The organism is Lachnoclostridium phocaeense, assembly GCF_959599685.1.
Classification (GTDB): Bacteria; Bacillota; Clostridia; order Lachnospirales; family Lachnospiraceae; genus Claveliimonas; species Claveliimonas monacensis.
Map to the genome: position 1 here is coordinate 126,681 of NZ_CAUGIN010000003.1, position 16,681 is coordinate 143,361.

17 protein-coding genes are annotated in these 16,681 nt (G+C 51.5%); 16 read left to right on the forward strand and 1 reads right to left on the reverse strand.

Annotated features, from left to right (window positions below; genetic code table 11):
• Positions 1–10: 10 nt before the first annotated feature.
• Positions 11–538 carry a hypothetical protein gene (locus Q5911_RS02305; protein ID WP_303180665.1) on the forward strand — a complete coding sequence of 176 codons (528 nt, stop codon included), beginning with the start codon at positions 11–13 and terminating at the stop codon, positions 536–538.
• A gap of 83 nt (positions 539–621) precedes the next feature.
• On the opposite strand, the gene Q5911_RS02310 is transcribed toward Q5911_RS02305, so the two are convergent.
• The gene (locus Q5911_RS02310) at positions 622–1,611 is read right to left on the reverse strand and encodes an FAD:protein FMN transferase (RefSeq protein ID WP_303180666.1); all 990 of its coding nucleotides are present in this window, start codon (positions 1,609–1,611) and stop codon (positions 622–624) included.
• A gap of 209 nt (positions 1,612–1,820) precedes the next feature.
• Here Q5911_RS02310 and Q5911_RS02315 point away from each other — a divergent pair, with 209 nt between their 5' ends.
• From Q5911_RS02315 to recG, 15 genes are all read left to right on the forward strand, one after another.
• A complete protein-coding gene (locus tag Q5911_RS02315) occupies positions 1,821–2,192 on the forward strand; it encodes a NusG domain II-containing protein (RefSeq protein WP_076777449.1) in 372 nt (123 codons plus the stop codon).
• Between the two features lie 12 nt (positions 2,193–2,204).
• Positions 2,205–2,699, forward strand: coding sequence for a Gx transporter family protein (locus Q5911_RS02320; RefSeq protein WP_076777448.1), 495 nt, complete (start codon positions 2,205–2,207; stop codon positions 2,697–2,699).
• Between the two features lie 17 nt (positions 2,700–2,716).
• Complete coding sequence (ruvA, locus tag Q5911_RS02325) at positions 2,717–3,331, forward strand: Holliday junction branch migration protein RuvA (protein WP_076777447.1); 615 nt, start codon at positions 2,717–2,719, stop codon at positions 3,329–3,331.
• 15 nt (positions 3,332–3,346) lie between these two features.
• The gene (gene ruvB / locus Q5911_RS02330) at positions 3,347–4,354 is read left to right on the forward strand and encodes a Holliday junction branch migration DNA helicase RuvB (RefSeq protein ID WP_226394023.1); all 1,008 of its coding nucleotides are present in this window, start codon (positions 3,347–3,349) and stop codon (positions 4,352–4,354) included.
• Positions 4,355–4,421: 67 nt separating this feature from the next.
• A complete protein-coding gene (gene zapA / locus Q5911_RS02335) occupies positions 4,422–4,835 on the forward strand; it encodes a cell division protein ZapA (RefSeq protein ID WP_076777445.1) in 414 nt (137 codons plus the stop codon).
• A 54-nt stretch (positions 4,836–4,889) separates the two neighbouring features.
• On the forward strand, positions 4,890–7,100 hold the full coding sequence (locus Q5911_RS02340; RefSeq protein ID WP_303180668.1) for a peptidase U32 family protein: 2,211 nt from the start codon (positions 4,890–4,892) through the stop codon (positions 7,098–7,100).
• An 8-nt stretch (positions 7,101–7,108) separates the two neighbouring features.
• Positions 7,109–8,584 (forward strand): FtsW/RodA/SpoVE family cell cycle protein, encoded by a 1,476-nt coding sequence (locus Q5911_RS02345; RefSeq protein WP_303180669.1) that lies wholly within the window; start codon positions 7,109–7,111, stop codon positions 8,582–8,584.
• Between the two features lie 37 nt (positions 8,585–8,621).
• On the forward strand, positions 8,622–9,965 hold the full coding sequence (locus Q5911_RS02350) for a peptidoglycan D,D-transpeptidase FtsI family protein (protein ID WP_303180718.1): 1,344 nt from the start codon (positions 8,622–8,624) through the stop codon (positions 9,963–9,965).
• Between the two features lie 53 nt (positions 9,966–10,018).
• On the forward strand, positions 10,019–10,342 hold the full coding sequence (locus tag Q5911_RS02355; RefSeq protein WP_076777443.1) for a hypothetical protein: 324 nt from the start codon (positions 10,019–10,021) through the stop codon (positions 10,340–10,342).
• Between the two features lies 1 nt (position 10,343).
• Positions 10,344–11,357 carry a DUF2953 domain-containing protein gene (locus Q5911_RS02360; protein WP_303180671.1) on the forward strand — a complete coding sequence of 338 codons (1,014 nt, stop codon included), beginning with the start codon at positions 10,344–10,346 and terminating at the stop codon, positions 11,355–11,357.
• A gap of 21 nt (positions 11,358–11,378) precedes the next feature.
• Positions 11,379–11,789, forward strand: coding sequence for a GerW family sporulation protein (locus tag Q5911_RS02365; protein WP_076777441.1), 411 nt, complete (start codon positions 11,379–11,381; stop codon positions 11,787–11,789).
• A gap of 340 nt (positions 11,790–12,129) precedes the next feature.
• On the forward strand, positions 12,130–12,315 hold the full coding sequence (gene rpmB, locus Q5911_RS02370) for a 50S ribosomal protein L28 (RefSeq protein WP_076777440.1): 186 nt from the start codon (positions 12,130–12,132) through the stop codon (positions 12,313–12,315).
• Between the two features lie 148 nt (positions 12,316–12,463).
• Complete coding sequence (locus Q5911_RS02375; RefSeq protein ID WP_076777439.1) at positions 12,464–12,823, forward strand: Asp23/Gls24 family envelope stress response protein; 360 nt, start codon at positions 12,464–12,466, stop codon at positions 12,821–12,823.
• A 44-nt stretch (positions 12,824–12,867) separates the two neighbouring features.
• Positions 12,868–14,526 (forward strand): DAK2 domain-containing protein, encoded by a 1,659-nt coding sequence (locus tag Q5911_RS02380; RefSeq protein ID WP_442913469.1) that lies wholly within the window; start codon positions 12,868–12,870, stop codon positions 14,524–14,526.
• A 98-nt stretch (positions 14,527–14,624) separates the two neighbouring features.
• Positions 14,625–16,655, forward strand: coding sequence for an ATP-dependent DNA helicase RecG (recG, locus tag Q5911_RS02385; protein WP_303180677.1), 2,031 nt, complete (start codon positions 14,625–14,627; stop codon positions 16,653–16,655).
• Positions 16,656–16,681: the final 26 nt, after the last annotated feature.

Here is a 16,681-nt window from a genome sequence, read left to right on the forward strand (position 1 = left end):
AGGAAACAAAATGGATAATAATTATAACAATCAGCCGGATAACGGACAGGACAATATATATTCCGGAAATGGAGACAGCGCGGGGAATACCCAAAATCAGCAGGAGCAGCAGTACACGGATCCCAACGCTGGATACAGCTATGGCGGCAGTCAGGGACAGGGAGGATACTACAGCCAGAGCGGCCAGACTCAGTACCAGGACCAGAGCCAGTATCAGTACCAGAATTACAATTACAGCCAGAACTATAATCAGCAGTATGGAGGAAACGGCGGTTACAATCCCCAGCAGTATGGCGGCATGGACACAAGCCCCATGTCTATGGGAGACTGGGTACTCACTATCCTGGCACTGATGATCCCCTGCGCAGGCATCATTCTCTATTTCGTATGGGCTTTTGGTAAAAACGGAAACATCAACCGCAGAAATTACTGCCGGGCTGCCCTGATCATCGAGGCGGTGGTCATTGTTCTTACCATTCTTGTCATGTTTGTCTTTGGAGCTGCGCTCTTCAGCGCTTACCCGACATATGGCTATTGATCTTAAGCCGCGATGGTACTTTGATGAACGATAGACTGCATATGAAAAAGGAACTTACTCAACCTGAGAAGTTCCTTTTTATCTTATTTCTGAAAGTTATTTGAGTAGGTAATCCGATTGTCCGTGTCCACGAATACGGCCTCCACATTCTCCAGCTGGTTGACAAGGTTCATGCCTTTTTCAGGACCCAGCAGAAAGCAGGTGGTGCTCAACGCATCGGCAGTGAGAGAGGAGTCAGTGATGATGGACACGCTAGCCAGACCATTATTGCAGGGATAGCCGGATGCGGCATCTAAGATATGGTGGTACAGAGAACCGTCCTTCTCAAAATATCTCTGGTAGGTTCCTGATGTGACAATGGATTTGTCATCAATCCTGACAGACGTAAGCGGGATGCCGCTCTTGTCAAAAGGCTTCTGAATGCCTATATGAAAGGGCGAACCATCCGGCTTGTCGCCCACTGCCAGCACATTGCCGCCCAGATTTATGAGAGCGTGGCGCACTCCCTCTCCCTTCAGGTACTCCTTCAGCCTGTCCGCTATGTATCCCTTTGCCACAGCTCCCAGGTCGATAGCTGCCGCAGGGTCCTGAAGGGTAACTGTGTTCCCCTCCACAACTACCTTCCTGTAATTCACATGAGTCAGCGCAGAGGCGATAGCTGCCGGATCCGGAGGAGCTGGTGCCTCAGCTTTAAAATCCCACAGCCTGGACACGGAACCGATGGTAATGTCAAAGGCGCCGTTTGAAAGCTTGCCGTAGTAGAGCCCCTTCTTGACAAGCTTGGCTGTGTCTGGAGACACTTCCACCGGATTTCCCTGGGCGTTGTTGATCCTGGAGACTTCGCTCTCCTCGTTGGTCCGGGAAAACATAGCGTCGTACTTCTGGCACAGCTCTTTGCATTCCTCCAGGATGTCCCGATCCTTTTTGTCGTAGATCTGCAGAGAGATCACACTGTCGAATAGTGTGTCAGTATATGTCATAGGTTCAGAGGAGACGGCCGAACAGCCAGATGTCAGAAAGACAGCCGCTGCAGCTGCCAGGCCTGCAATGGACCTTTTCTTGCGTAAAATCATATTTTCCACCTCATTTGTCAAAGTTGGGCCAGCGCTGCACTTTGCTGCTGCCCTGCAGGATCTGTTCTGTAAGCAGCTATACTGACCACGATGTGGTTATTATACCATGGCCGTGGCAGAACAGCCAGTCCGAACATGTGGTTGCATATCACAAAACGATATGATAGAATAGCACATATAGTATTTAGAAGAAAGCGAAAGCAGTAGACATGAGAAAACATCTGAAGGCAAAAGATATCATACTGATCATTCTCATCCTGGTGGTAGCCGCGGGAGCCTGGCTTCTCCATGAGGTGCTCAAGGACACAGGCAGCGGTGTGGCCGTGATCCGTGTGGATGGTGTGATAGAGGGCACTTATCCTCTCACGGAAGACCGGGAGATATCCATCAACGGAGGGTCCAACACGCTTCGGATCAGAAATGGAAGTGCCAAGATGATCGATGCAGATTGTCCGGATCAGCTCTGCGTGAATCAGCGCGCTGTATCTGCTGACAATGAGAGCATAATTTGCCTCCCCAACCGGGTGATCGTTGAGATCCAGTCCCGCCAGGAGAGCGAATACGACGCTGTCACAAATTAGGAGGTGCTGCTTTTGAAGACCAGAGTCGCTTATTTCGGGGTTTTCACGGCACTGGCCCTGATTTTCAGTTATGTGGAATCCCTTATACCATTCCAGATCGGTATTCCGGGAGTTAAACTTGGACTTGCCAATCTGATCATAGTGATCGCACTTTACAAGATGAGCCTCAGAGAGGCTTATCTTTTGTCTGTAACAAGAGTTGTCCTGGCCGGCCTTATTTTTGGCAGCATGTTCAGTATTCTGTACAGTCTTGCCGGCGCTCTGCTCAGCCTGACTGTGATGGCTCTTCTGAAAAAGAGCGGAGGCTTCAGTATTCTGGGAGTCAGCATCGCAGGTGGTGTCATGCACAATGTAGGTCAGCTGATCGTGGCCATGTTTGTGGTCCAGACCTTCAGTGTCTCTTACTATATTCCTGTGCTCCTGATAGCCGGGCTCATTACCGGGCTTGTCATCGGCATTGCCGCTGACAGCATGCTGAGACGCCTGACAGGCATTACATTAAACTGACAAAGGAGATAAGTCACATGATTTCATATATACGAGGCGAGCTTGCCGCAGTGGAAGAGGACAGGATCGTAGTGGAAGCCGGGGGCATTGGATACGGGATCTTTATGCCCGGCAGTGCCATCGGACGACTTCCTGCCATCGGCAGCCAGGTGAAGATCCATACTTATTTCAGCGTAAAGGAAGACAGCATGCAGTTGTTTGGCTTCCTCACAAGAGACGACCTGGAAGTGTTCCGGCTTGTCATAGGCGTCAGCGGCATCGGCCCCAAAGGAGGCCTGAATATCTTGTCCCAGCTGACCTCAGACGAGCTGCGTTTTGCTGTGTTCTCGGGTGATGTGAAGGCTATCTCGGCCGCTCCCGGCATTGGGAAGAAGACGGCAGAGAAGCTGATCCTGGAGCTGAAAGACAAGCTGAACCTGGAAGATGCCCTCAGTCACTCCCAGGAAGCGGACAGCGCGCCTGGCCCTGGAGCTGTTCTTTCCGGCTCTGTCCAGAATGACGCGGTGCAGGCTCTTGTGGCTCTCGGCTATGGAAGTACGGAGGCCCTGAAGGCGGTGCGCCAGGTGGAGATCACTGAGGACATGCAGGTGGAGGGCGTACTGAAGCGCGCTCTCAAATTAATGATGTTCTAAAAGCAGGTAGATGACATGACACGAAGAATTATCACAACAGAAAATCTGGAAGAAGATGTTAAGATAGAAAACAGTCTCCGTCCCAAGTATCTGAAAGATTACATCGGGCAGGAGAAGGCAAAGGCCACACTGAAGATCTATATTGAGGCGGCAAAGGCCAGGGGCGAAGCTCTGGACCATGTCCTGTTCTACGGCCCTCCGGGTCTTGGAAAGACTACGCTGGCGGGCATCATTGCCAATGAGATGGATGTTCACATGAAAGTCACCTCCGGGCCGGCCATTGAAAAGCCGGGGGAGATGGCTGCCATCCTGAACAACCTCCAGGAGGGGGATGTGCTTTTTGTGGATGAGATCCATCGTCTGAACCGGCAGGTGGAGGAAGTACTCTACCCGGCCATGGAAGATTACGCCATTGACATTGTCATCGGCAAAGGCGCCGGGGCCCGGTCCATCCGGCTGGATCTTCCCAAGTTTACCCTGGTGGGAGCGACCACAAGGGCAGGCATGCTGACAGCGCCGCTGAGGGACCGTTTTGGAGTTGTCCATCACCTGGAGTTCTACACAGTCCCGGAGCTTCGGACCATCATCATGAATTCGGCAGCTGTGCTGGGCGTGGAGATCGACGAGGCCGGGGCCATGGAGCTTGCCAGAAGATCCCGGGGGACGCCCAGGCTGGCTAACCGGCTTCTCAAGCGTGTGAGGGATTTTGCCCAGGTAAAATACGACGGCATGATCACTAAGGAAGTGGCGGACTTTGCCCTGGATCTTCTGGATGTGGACAAGTACGGGCTGGATCATATTGACAGAAATATCCTTCTTACCATGATCGAAAAATTTCAGGGCGGACCTGTGGGGCTTGATACGCTGGCAGCCTCCGTGGGGGAGGACGCTGGCACCATCGAGGATGTCTACGAGCCTTATCTTCTGAAGAACGGGTTCATACAGCGGACGCCTCGGGGCCGCGTAGTGACGGCTCTCAGCTATGAGCATCTGGGAATTTCACCTGAAAATATCGAAAAATAGTTGGTTTTTATATGTAAATAGTTTATAATGGATTGCAGGATAAACGTAAAAGGGCGGGAGGTCATTTATGGCATCATCAAAAAATTATACAGAAGTTCTTATAGGGGGGAAAGTCTTCACGCTTAGTGGATTTGAAAGTGAAGAGTATCTGCAGAGAGTGTCCACCTATCTGAACCATAAATTAGAAGAGTGTACGAACAGTGAGGGATACCGCAAACAGAGCGCCGAGACAAGGAGCATCCTCCTTGCGCTGAACATTGCCGATGATTATTTCAAGGCCAAGAAGCAGGGCGGCACTCTGGAGAGCGATATCGAGGCAAAAGATAAAGAGATGTACGATCTGAAGCATGAGCTCATTTCCGTGCAGATCAAGCTTGAAAACGCAGAGAAAGCTCTGGACCGCATGAAGGAAGAGAACAGAGAGCTTCAGATGAAGATCGTCAAGCTGGAAACAGAGATGAAGAACAATCAGAAAAAATAGGCTGTCATGTGACAGCCTTTTTAAATGCAGATCAAAGAGAGAGGAAAGACAGATATGCCATATCCGCATCAAACAGATAAAAAAGAACCAGGGCAGAAGGGCGGCCCCGTGGAGATCCTGTCTCCGGCCGGCTCGCTGGATATACTGAAGTGCGCCTTTGCAGCAGGTGCCGACGCAGTCTACGCGGGGGGAGCCTGTTTTGGAGCCAGGGCTTTTGCACAGAATTTTACAGAGGAGGAGCTGCTGGAAGGGATCGACTATGCCCACATCCACGGAAAAAAACTGTATCTGACAGTCAATACTCTTGTCAAAGAGCGGGAGTTTGACCAGCTCTACAACTATCTTCTTCCTTTTTACAGACAGGGGCTGGACGCGGTCATTGTACAGGACATGGGAGTGATGGAATTTATCCGGGAGCAGTTCCCGCATCTCCCCATCCATGCCAGCACACAGATGACTGTGACAAACGCCATCAGCGCATCCTTTTTGGAGCAAAAAGGAGTCACAAGGGTGGTGCCTGCCAGAGAGATTTCTCTTGGAGAGATCCGGCAGATCTCTGACAGGACGGATCTGGAGATCGAGAGTTTTGTACACGGAGCCCTCTGTTACTGCTATTCCGGGCGCTGTCTTATGAGCAGCATGATCGGCGGCAGGAGCGGAAACCGGGGCCAGTGTGCCCAGCCGTGCCGCCTCCCCTGGAGAGCGGAGCATGACAGAAAAGAGAGAGATCTTTTAAGCCTGAAGGATCTTTGTGCTATTGATCTCATACCGGATCTGGTCCGGGCAGGCATCACGTCCTTCAAGATCGAGGGGCGGATGAAGCAGCCTTCCTACGTGGAGACAGTCACTGCCATGTACCGGAAATACACAGATCTGTATGACAGCCTGAAAGAAGGAAAGCAGGATGACTTTCGCGTGTCGGCGGAAGACCGCAGGATACTCATGGAGGCCTACCAGCGGCGGGGATACACAGATGGATACTATACCCGTCACAACGGCAGGGAGATGCTTTCCCTGAACCGTCCGGCGCAGGCGCAGAAGAAGGAAACTGCCGTCAAAACCGGGAAAGAACAGCCATTGCAGAAAAAAATTAATGGGAAATTAATACTTTCCCCCGGAAAAAGTGCTACACTTATTTTATCTGCCGTCCTTACAGGGGGACGTGCGGAGGTAACTGTCACCGGCGACACCGTGCAGGAAGCCCTCAGCAGGCCTCTTTCCCGGGAACAGCTGCAAAAGCAGATGCAAAAAACCGGCAATACAGAATTTGCGTTCCAGGATCTGGACATCCGGACAGAGGGAGATATCTTCCTTCCCCTTCAGTCTCTCAATGCATTGCGGCGGGCAGGCCTGGAAAAGCTGAAAGACAGGATCACAGGCAGTTTCCGAAGAACAGACGATGTGCAGAAAGTGTCCTGCATTCCCTGCAGTGAGCCTTCGAAGGAGCGCCCTCTTGGAGAGATCCCTCTCTTTGTCGCCGCTATGTCTGCAGAGCAGGCATGGGCCGCTCTGTCCATCCCCGCTGTGAAAAGGATCTATCTCTCAGACACAGTCTGGGCCCAGGACGGTGCGCAGGAGCTTCTGGACAAGGCCAGAAGCCGGCAGGTGGAAGTGTATGTTTCCATGGCTGAGATTTACCGCAGGGAGGCAGAAGATTTTTACGGGAAACATTTGGACGCCATAGCCCGGAATTTCGACGGTGCCATGGTGAAAAATCTGGAGAGCCTTCTTCTGCTGAAAGAAAAAGGTTTCTCCAAGCCTGTGGACACCGGAGCTTCCGCCTATGCCTGGAACAGGAGGGCCTGTGCATTCTGGCGGGATCTGGGGGCAGACTTTACGGAGGCGCCGCTGGAGCTGAACGCGCAGGAGCTGGGGGATCTGGACAGGAGCAGGATGATCCTGCCCGTGTACGGGTATTTTCCGGTTATGGTCAGCGCGGGATGTATCCGCAAGCATACAAAGGCATGCACCAGAAAGGCCGGGTGGACCTCTGTGACAGACCGGTATCACAAGAAATTTATGGTGCGAAGTGAATGCCTTTACTGTTATAATATACTATATAACCCCGATCCTCTTGTCCTTTTTGGGCAGGAAAAAGAAATCCGGGCTCTGGCACCCGGCGCACTCCTCTGCGGGTTTACCTGGGAGAGCGGGGAGAGAACCCGGGAGGTGCTGGAAATGTTCCGCAAGTGGCACTGCGGCGGCCAGACGCCCCAGTGGGAGGAAGGATTTACCCGGGGGCATTTCAAACGGGGAGTAAAGTAGGTGAAACGTTGGTTAATATTATTGTAGAACTTTCAAAATATCTGATCATTATACTGATCATCATGTACACATACCTGTGCTTCACAATATTTGGCTACCATGATATGCAGAAGAAGCAGGAGATGCTGCGCAGGCAGAACATTCTCATGTTCCTTTTTCATCTCATCGCATTCCTGGTCCTGTACCTGGAGATGGATGATATCCGGATTGCAGGGCTGTATCTGGCCCAGGTTTTGCTTTTTGCTATGACGATCTTTTTATACACGAAGATCTATCCGAGAGTATCCCGGCTTGTGGTCAACAATATGTGCATGCTCCTGTGTATCGGGCTGGTGATGCTGACCCGGCTTGACTACGGCACGGCCATGCGGCAGTTTGTGTTTGCGGCTGCCGGCATTGCCCTGAGTCTTATTGTTCCTGTTATTATCCGGAAAGTAAAAGGCCTCGCCAAACTGCGGAAGCTGTACGCTATTGCCGGCATGGCTTCCCTTGCCATCGTGGCGGTGCTGGGGCAGGTGTCCTACGGAGCCAAGCTGGGATTCACCATCGGCTCTATCAGCATACAGCCCTCTGAGCTGGTGAAGATCATTTTTGTGTTTTATGTGGCGGCCAGCCTGAAGGAGTCTACCGAGTTTAAAAATGTGGTGGTGACCACCATGATCGCTGCCCTCCATGTTCTGATCCTTGTCATCTCCACAGATCTGGGAGCTGCCCTCATTATTTTTGTCGTGTATCTGGTCATGCTGTACGTGGCTACAAGACAGCCCCTCTACATGCTGGCCGGTATCGGCGCCGGGGCCTGTGCGTCGGTGGCAGGGTACTATCTGTTCTCCCATGTACAGACCCGTGTCAATGTGTGGAGAGATCCCTTTGCCACTTACGACAGCGGCGGCTACCAGGTAGCTCAGTCTCTGTTCGCCATCGGAACCGGAAGCTGGTTCGGCATGGGGCTGTGCCAGGGATCACCGGAGAGCATCCCGGTGCGGGACTCAGACTTTATCTTTTCAGCCATCGCGGAGGAGCTGGGGCTTATTTTTGCCCTCTGTCTCATCCTTATATTTGTGAGCTGCTATATCATGTTCCTGAACATTGCCATGCAGCTCCACAATCAGTTCTATAAGCTGGTGGCGCTGGGACTTGGAACCTGCTACATCTTTCAGGTATTTCTGAATATAGGCGGCGTGATCAAATTCATTCCGTCCACCGGCGTGACCCTTCCCCTTGTCAGCTACGGGGGAAGCTCCATGATCAGCACACTGATCATGTTCGCGATCATCCAGGGACTTTACATCTTAAGAGAGGACGAGGAAGAAAGCATTGAAAGAAGAAAGAAAGAACAGAAGCTACGAGCTCAGAAAAGAAGAAGAACGCCAAAAGAGGCGGCAGGAGCAGGCCTCTCTGAGCCGTCAGGGCAAAAAAGAGTTAAAACAGCGGGAAAAGAAAGAAAAAAAGAAAAAGCGGGAAGTAAACAAAGAGTTCGCTAGAGTGACCTATGCCTTTGTAGCTCTCTTCCTTGTGCTGATGGTCTATATCGGATATTTCAACATTGTGGAGAGCAAGGATATCATCAACAGCCCCTACAACCCAAGGCTGGACTCCATGGCAGACCGGGTGGTGCGGGGGAGTATCCTTGATAAGGACGGAAATGTCCTGGCTTCCACAGAGACAGCGGAGGACGGCAGCGAATACCGCAGCTACCCCTATGGAAGTCTCTATGCCCATGTAGTAGGGTATTCCAGCCAGGGGAAATCCGGGCTGGAGTCCACAGAGAACTTTGAACTGCTCACTTCCAACGCCTTTTTCCTGGAGAAACTAAGCAATGAATTCCGGGATGAAAAGAACATAGGTGACAATGTCGTGACCACGCTGGACACCAGCCTTCAGCAGGCCTCCTACAATGCCCTGGGTGACAATAAGGGGGCTGTGGTGATCTTGGAACCCACCACAGGGAAGATCCTTACCATGCTGTCCAAGCCGGACTTTGACCCCAACACAGTAGAACAGAACTGGGACGCTTTAAACAGCGACCCGGACAGCAGTCTTCTGAACCGCGCTATCCAGGGGCAATACGCCCCTGGATCCACCTTCAAGATCGTGACGGCCCTGGAATATATCCGGGAACATGCAGACTATGACAGCTATGTCTACACATGCAATGGTTCCATCACCTCCGATGGCGCGACCATTCCCTGCGCCGGCGGGCAGGTTCACGGGACGGTCAGCCTGGCAGACTCCTTTGCCTACTCCTGCAACTCATCCTTCTGTAACATCGGACTTTCGCTGGATATTTCCGGCTACCGGGACACAGCCGGAGACCTGCTCTTTAACAAAGCCCTTCCAGGCAACGACATCTCCCCGGTCAAGAGCAGCTTTTCCCTGGACGGGAACGCCTCCTCCTCAGAAAGGATGATGACAGCCATGGGGCAGGGGGAGACTCAGGTCAGCCCCTATCATATGGCGCTCATCACTTCCGCCATTGCAAACGGCGGCAACCTGATGCGCCCTTACCTGGTGGAGCAGGTGACGAACTATACAGGTTCCATCGTCCGTGAGGTCTCCCCTGACAGCTATGGATCCCTTATGACATCCCAGGAAGCGGCACAGCTGAAGTCATACATGCAGAATGTGACAGACTACGGCACAGGTTCCGTCTTTTCCGGAGCAGGCTACAGTGTGGCCGGCAAGACCGGGACGGCTGAGTACGCGGACGGCGACTCTTCCAAAAACCACTCCTGGTTCGTCGGATTTACAGATGTGGACAATCCAAGCCTTGCCATCTGCGTGATTGTGGAACAGTCTGACGGCGGTACAAGAGCAGTAGATGTTGCAAAAGAGATCCTGGACAGTTATTATTATAATCAGTAGCAGATCTGTGGAACCGTACCGGCTCGCAGATTGTATAAAGAGGACTTGTCGTTATGAAATTTGCAAAGCGTCTGTATCTGTCAGAGGGATTGGAAAAGAAGAAGGAGAAGGTGATCCGCCGTCTGCGCCGGGGAAAACTCCAGGTGCCGGTGTATCTGGTCGCCCTGTGCAACTATGGCCAGGAGCGTATGGAGATCCTTTCCTCCGCAGAACTTCTGCAGAAAGGTTACCCCTCTGAGGGACTTTTTATCGCAGGTATCGCCAGTGACTATGATGAAGCCCTGGAACTTGTCAGACAGATCACCCAGGAGACGATAGAGACAAACATGGGGACAGATGTCTGCGGCTACATACACTACAGGGAACAGGAAAAGTAATATGCTTCATATTTTATTGTTGATCTTAAAAATTGCAGGCGTCATATTAGCCGTCATACTGGGCATACTCCTATTAGTGCTATGTATCATTCTCTTTGTCCCTTTCTGCTATCAGGGGGCGGCAAAATGGGATGCGGGCAAAAAGGATTTCAAAGCCCAGGGACGGGTCACCTGGCTGCTCGGCCTGCTCGAGATACGGTTTGCATTCAAGGACGGCAGATCTTCTGTGAGGGGCAGGATCGCCTGGAAAAAGCTTGGCAGCTTCCGCACAGACAGTCAGGAAGAGGAGCTGTCGGTTTCCCGGGCACCGGAGCCGGAAAAGAGTACGGATGAAGTTCGACCGCAGAAGGAGGAAGAGTATGGAGAAGAACATGAAGAAAAACATGAAAAAGATCCGCAGAAGACTGAGACAATTGAAGAAGCGCCAGCAGCATCTGCGCCAGCTGAGAAGACAACTGAAACTTCTCGTGAAGCACATGAAGAAACTTATGCGCGGAGCAAAGAAACACGGGCCGGCGATGAAGAGGAGCACCATAAGATCCGCGAAGCGCTTGAAAAAATATACCGGCGGCTTCAGCAGGTCATTCAAAAGATAAAATGTACTTTTCGCAAGATCTGTGATAAAATAGACCTGTTCATGGAAAAGAAAGAGCAGGTATCAGATTTTTTAAGTGACGAGATCCATAAAAAGGCATTCTATATTACAAAAAAGGAAGTCATCCGGCTTCTCGTACATGTCCTTCCCAGGCATTTCAAACTTTCTCTGCGCTTTGGATTTGAGGATCCCTATCACACAGGGCAGCTGCTGGCAGGGATCGCGGTATTCTATCCTTTTCTGCCTGGAGAAGTACGCATCTCTCCCGACTTTGAGGAACGGATCTTTCAGGGCGCGGCGAAACTGGAGGGACGGCTTTATACAGCCAGTCTCGTCTTTGCGGTTTTCCAGCTGATCCGGCGCCGGGCAGTGCGGGAGACTTTCCGGGATATACGGGGATTGCTGCATGCGGAAGCATAAGAACATAGGAGGTTAACTAATATGGCTGACAATAATTTTAAAGGGACTGTGGAAGCTCTGTTTCAGGGGATGGACGCTGTCATTTCTTCCAGGACGGTGGTAGGAGACGCCATCCATATCAACGACACCATCATTCTTCCCCTCGTGGATGTGTCCTTTGCCGTTGGGGCCGGCGCCTTTAACGGGGACAAAAGCGGCGAGAAAAAAGAGAAAGGTGCAGGTGGTCTGGGCGGCAAGATGACTCCCAGCGCTGTCCTTGTCATCCAGAATGGCACGACGCGTCTTGTAAATATCAAGAACCAGGATACCATCACAAAAATCCTGGACATGGTTCCGGATGTGCTGGACCGTTTCACTTCCAAAGGAAATGGCAAGATGTCCGAGGAGGACCTGAACGATATTCTGGACGAAGCAGAAGAGGAGAAAAAGTAAGAACTGTAAGTTCTGCCCGGCTGCGGCAAGGCATAAGATAGAAAGAAGAAACCCTGTGCGGGGGAAATGTCTTTATGAAACGGGTAGCCGGCTTTGCCTTATTTTGGATCGCAGTTGGGGTTCTGATCAGCATCTGGCTTCCCAACTTGTTTGTGGAAGTCCTCTGTATTATCCTTTGTCTTCTGATTGCATATGAACTGTTTTTCTGCTGCAAAGATGACAAGTGAGAAATATTTTTGAAAATCAGAAAGAAATGCTTGCATTTTAGAACTTCTTCTGATAGAATGTGATTGTTGCGAGTCTGGAGAACAGACTATTATGAGCGTTAGGAGGTGCAGTCATGGCGAAATGTGCTATTTGCGAAAAGGGTGCTCACTTTGGAAACAGTGTCAGCCACTCTCATAGAAAGACACCGAAAATGTGGAAATCAAACGTAAAATCTGTACGTGTAAAAACAGAGAGCGGAGCAAAGAGAATGTATGTATGTACTTCTTGCTTAAAATCCGGCAAAGTAGAGCGTGCTTAATCAGCGAGTGAGAAAAGAGGGCTAATTTCCCTATACAGACATGGGAAGTTAGTCTTTTTTTGTTGTAAAACAATGGAAAACAGAGTATAATACCTTTGTTAAGCAGACTTATATCAAAGTATGAAAATAGAGCATTGGAGGGAACTATATGAAGGGAAGCATGAGCACAGATCTTGGTATCATCACAGTAAATCCTGAAGTAATCGCAAAATATGCGGGTACTGTTGCCGTTGAGTGCTTCGGCATTGTCGGCATGGCAGCGGTCAACGTGAAGGATGGCCTTGTCAGACTTCTGAAAAAAGACAGTCTCACTCACGGCATCCAGGTGACCATATCAGAGGATAACCGGATCACCATTGATTTCCATGTGATCGTGTCCTACGGTGTCAGCATTTCCGCTGTCACGGACAATCTGATCAGCAATGTAAAATACAAAGTGGAAGAATTTTCCGGCATGCCGGTGGATAAAATCAATATCTACATCGAAGGCGTCAGAGTCATCGATTAGTTAAGGAGGACTTTTAAGTGGCTACAAATTCTATAAGTGTGGATATGCTCGCCAGGATGTTTCTTGCCGGGGCGCAGAATATTGAGGCGAAAAAGGAATATATCAACGAACTCAACGTGTTTCCTGTGCCGGACGGCGATACAGGTACGAATATGTCGCTGACCATCATGGCGGCGGCAAAAGAAGTGACAGCTCTCGCTGACATGGATATGAAATCTCTGGCGAAGGCTATCTCATCTGGATCTCTTCGGGGTGCAAGGGGAAATTCCGGCGTGATCTTATCCCAGCTTCTGCGTGGCTTTACAAAGGCTCTGCGGGATGAGCAGGAGATCAATGTACAAAACCTTGCGGCAGCCTGCGAGCGTGCCAAGGACACAGCCTACAAGGCTGTCATGAAACCAAAGGAGGGGACGATCCTCACCGTTGCCAGGGGCATCGCTGAGAAGGCGAGTGAACTGGCTGAGACCACGGATGATCTGGAAGTGTTCATCCCTGCCCTGCTTGAGGAGGGAGATGCAGTCCTTGCAAAGACTCCGGACATGCTTCCGGTTCTGAAGGAGGCAGGTGTTGTGGACTCCGGCGGACAGGGACTTATGGAAGTCCTGAAGGGTGCCTACGATGCTTTCCTTGGCAAGGAGATCGATTACAGCACTCTCGCATCCGAGAGTGCCGGATCTGCCTTGGCCGGCCAGCAGAAAGTTTCCGCTGAGTCCGCGGCTGATATCAAGTTTGGTTACTGTACCGAATTTATCATTATGACAGAGAAAGAGTTCACAGAGACAGATGAGCATGAATTCAAGGCTTATCTGGAGTCCATTGGCGACTCCATCGTCTGCGTGGCTGATGAGGACGTGGTGAAAGTCCATGTACACACAAATGATCCGGGACTTGCCATTCAGAAAGCCCTCACCTATGGCCAGCTCTCCCGCATGAAGATCGACAACATGCGCGAGGAACACCAGGAGAAGCTGATCCGTGACGCTGAGAAGCTGGCAAAACAGCAGAAGGAAGCGGAGGAGAAGGCCGCTGCTGCGCAGCCCAGAAAGCCCATGGGATTCATTACTGTCTCCATAGGCGAAGGACTCAATGAGATCTTCCGTGAACTGGGTGCTGATTACATTATTGAGGGTGGACAGACCATGAATCCGAGCACAGAGGATATGCTCAATGCAGTGGATCATGTAAATGCGGACACAATTTTCATCCTCCCCAACAATAAAAACATTGTCCTGGCAGCCAACCAGGCCAAAGCTCTTGTGAAAGACAAGGAGATCATCGTCATCCCGACAAAGACCGTACCACAGGGGATCACAGCTATTATCAGCTTTATGCCTGAGGCCGACGGGAAGGCGAATGAGGAGGCTATGCTGGAGGCCATCGAACAGGTGAAATCCGGCCAGGTGACATACGCTGTGCGCGATACAAAGATCGACGACAAGGAGATTCATGAAGGCGATATCATGGGCATCGGCGATGCGGGTATCATTGCTGTGGGTACGCAGATCGAGGAGACCACACGGCAGATGCTGGATCAGCTGGTAGATGAGGACTCTGAGCTTATCAGTCTGTATTACGGCGAGGAAGTGAAAGAGGAGGAAGCGCAGCGCTTTGTGGCTGAGATCGAAGAAAAATATCCGGACGTGGATGTGGATGCACATTACGGCGGACAGCCCATCTATTATTATGTGCTGGCTGTAGAATAGATCCAAAGGATACGTTATAACAGGGAATAGCAGGCATGGGTTTTGCCTGTTATTTCTTTTGTCCGGAAAAATCAGATAGTAAAGCAGGAGATTGTCGTATGAATAAACTGACACCGGTCCATGAGCTGAAGGGGATCGGAGAAAAGACAGAAAAACTTTTTTTGAAACTGGGTATCCATACCGTGGGCGACCTGATCCAGTACTATCCAAGAGGCTATGATGTGTACGAGGAGCCGGTCCTGATCAGTGAGGTGGTGGAGGGAAAAGTCCAGACCGTCACAGGCGCTATTTTCGGCAGAGTGCAGGTGTCAGGGAACCGGTCCATGCAGGTTACGTCCCTCTATCTGAAGGGTATCAGCGGCACACTGAAAGTAGTCTGGTTCCGCATGCCCTTTCTTCGGAACACACTGGCAAGGGGCGGCGTCATCACCCTGCGCGGACTTGTGTCCCGGAAAAAGAGCGGCCTTGTCATGGAGCACCCGGAGATTTTCTACCCCTCTGCCAAGTATGAGGAGAAGCTCCATACCATGCAGCCTGTCTACCCGCTGACCAGCGGCCTCTCCAACAATACGGTCATGAAGGCAGTCCGCCAGGCACTGGATAGTCTGCCTCTGGAGCGGGAACTGCTGCCGGAGACGCTGCGGCTTAGGTATCAGCTGGCAGAGTACAATTATGCCCTGCGCGGCATTCATTTCCCTGAGGACAAGGAAGTGTACTTTCACGCCAGGAACCGGCTTGTGTTCGAGGAATTTTCCCAGTTTATCTGTTCCCTGCGGCTGCTGAAGGAGGAGACAGACCGGGCACGCAATGATTTCCATATCACGCCAAAGCCACAGGTAGACGCCTTTATCCGCGAACTGCCTTATCAGCTCACAAGGGCCCAGAAGCGGGTCTGGGATGAGATCCTTACGGATATGCAGAAAGATTTTTCTATGTCCCGCCTGGTCCAGGGAGACGTAGGATCCGGAAAGACAGTCATCGCTCTTCTGGCTCTTATGACAGCGGCACTGAATGGTTTCCAGGGCGCTCTCATGGCCCCCACCGAGGTGCTGGCCAAGCAGCACTACGAGTCCATCACCTCCATGCTGGAGGAGCACCACATTCCCATCCGGACTGAGCTCCTTACCGGCTCCATGACGGTAAAAGAGAAGCGGGAGGCCTACCAGCGGATGGAGGATGGGACCGCTCAGATCATCATCGGCACACACGCCCTCATCCAGAAAAAGGCAGGCTACAAGAATCTGGCTCTGGTTGTGACAGACGAGCAGCACCGGTTCGGAGTCAAACAGCGTGAGATGCTGGCCCAGAAGGGGCAAATGCCCCACATTCTTGTCATGAGTGCCACCCCCATCCCCCGGACGCTGGCCATTATCCTGTACGGAGATCTGGATATTTCCGTCATTGACGAGCTGCCCTCCGACCGTCTGCCCATCAAGAACTGCGTGGTGGACACAAACTATCGAAAAACGGCCTACCGGTTTATAGAAAAACAGGTGGCAGAGGGACGCCAGTGCTATATCATCTGCCCCATGGTGGAGGAGAGCGAGCATCTGGAGGTGGAAAATGTGACAGACTATGCCTCCATGCTCCAGGAGGAGCTGGGAGAGGGCATCGCTGTCGACTTCCTTCACGGAAAGATGAAGCAGGCACAAAAAGACGAGATCATGGAGCGTTTTGGCAGTGGAGAGATCCAGGTACTTGTCTCCACCACGGTCATCGAAGTGGGGATCAATGTGCCCAACGCCACCGTCATGATGGTGGAGAACGCGGAGCGCTTCGGCCTGGCTCAGCTTCACCAGCTGCGGGGCCGGGTGGGGCGGGGGAAATACCAATCCTACTGCATTTTTATGACCGGCTCCCACGATGAGGAGACGAAGAAGCGGCTGGACATCTTAAACAAGAGCAACGACGGCTTCAAGATCGCAGCCGAGGACCTGAAGCTGCGGGGACCGGGAGACTTGTTCGGCATCCGCCAGAGCGGTCTTATGAATTTTAAGCTGGGGGATGTCTTCCAGGACGCAAGGCTTCTCCAGATGGCCAGTGAGGCTGTCTCCTCCCCGGAAGCTGCCGATTCTGAATGGTTGAAAAAAATGGAAAAGCATGCAGGAAATGCTAGTGTAATATTATAAATCCTCCATATACTATCGGTGTAACA

Excerpts from the sequence above, each read along its gene's own strand:
- Q5911_RS02305 (WP_303180665.1), top strand. The coding sequence starts at position 11 with ATGGATAATAATTATAACAATCAGCCGGATAACGGACAGGACAATATA.
- Q5911_RS02310 (WP_303180666.1), bottom strand. The coding sequence starts at position 1,611 with ATGATTTTACGCAAGAAAAGGTCCATTGCAGGCCTGGCAGCTGCAGCG.
- Q5911_RS02315 (WP_076777449.1), top strand. The coding sequence starts at position 1,821 with ATGAGAAAACATCTGAAGGCAAAAGATATCATACTGATCATTCTCATC.
- ruvA (WP_076777447.1), top strand. The coding sequence starts at position 2,717 with ATGATTTCATATATACGAGGCGAGCTTGCCGCAGTGGAAGAGGACAGG.
- ruvB (WP_226394023.1), top strand. The coding sequence starts at position 3,347 with ATGACACGAAGAATTATCACAACAGAAAATCTGGAAGAAGATGTTAAG.
- zapA (WP_076777445.1), top strand. The coding sequence starts at position 4,422 with ATGGCATCATCAAAAAATTATACAGAAGTTCTTATAGGGGGGAAAGTC.
- Q5911_RS02340 (WP_303180668.1), top strand. The coding sequence starts at position 4,890 with ATGCCATATCCGCATCAAACAGATAAAAAAGAACCAGGGCAGAAGGGC.
- Q5911_RS02350 (WP_303180718.1), top strand. The coding sequence starts at position 8,622 with ATGGTCTATATCGGATATTTCAACATTGTGGAGAGCAAGGATATCATC.
- Q5911_RS02355 (WP_076777443.1), top strand. The coding sequence starts at position 10,019 with ATGAAATTTGCAAAGCGTCTGTATCTGTCAGAGGGATTGGAAAAGAAG.
- Q5911_RS02360 (WP_303180671.1), top strand. The coding sequence starts at position 10,344 with ATGCTTCATATTTTATTGTTGATCTTAAAAATTGCAGGCGTCATATTA.
- Q5911_RS02365 (WP_076777441.1), top strand. The coding sequence starts at position 11,379 with ATGGCTGACAATAATTTTAAAGGGACTGTGGAAGCTCTGTTTCAGGGG.
- rpmB (WP_076777440.1), top strand. The coding sequence starts at position 12,130 with ATGGCGAAATGTGCTATTTGCGAAAAGGGTGCTCACTTTGGAAACAGT.
- Q5911_RS02375 (WP_076777439.1), top strand. The coding sequence starts at position 12,464 with ATGAAGGGAAGCATGAGCACAGATCTTGGTATCATCACAGTAAATCCT.
- Q5911_RS02380 (WP_442913469.1), top strand. The coding sequence starts at position 12,868 with ATGCTCGCCAGGATGTTTCTTGCCGGGGCGCAGAATATTGAGGCGAAA.
- recG (WP_303180677.1), top strand. The coding sequence starts at position 14,625 with ATGAATAAACTGACACCGGTCCATGAGCTGAAGGGGATCGGAGAAAAG.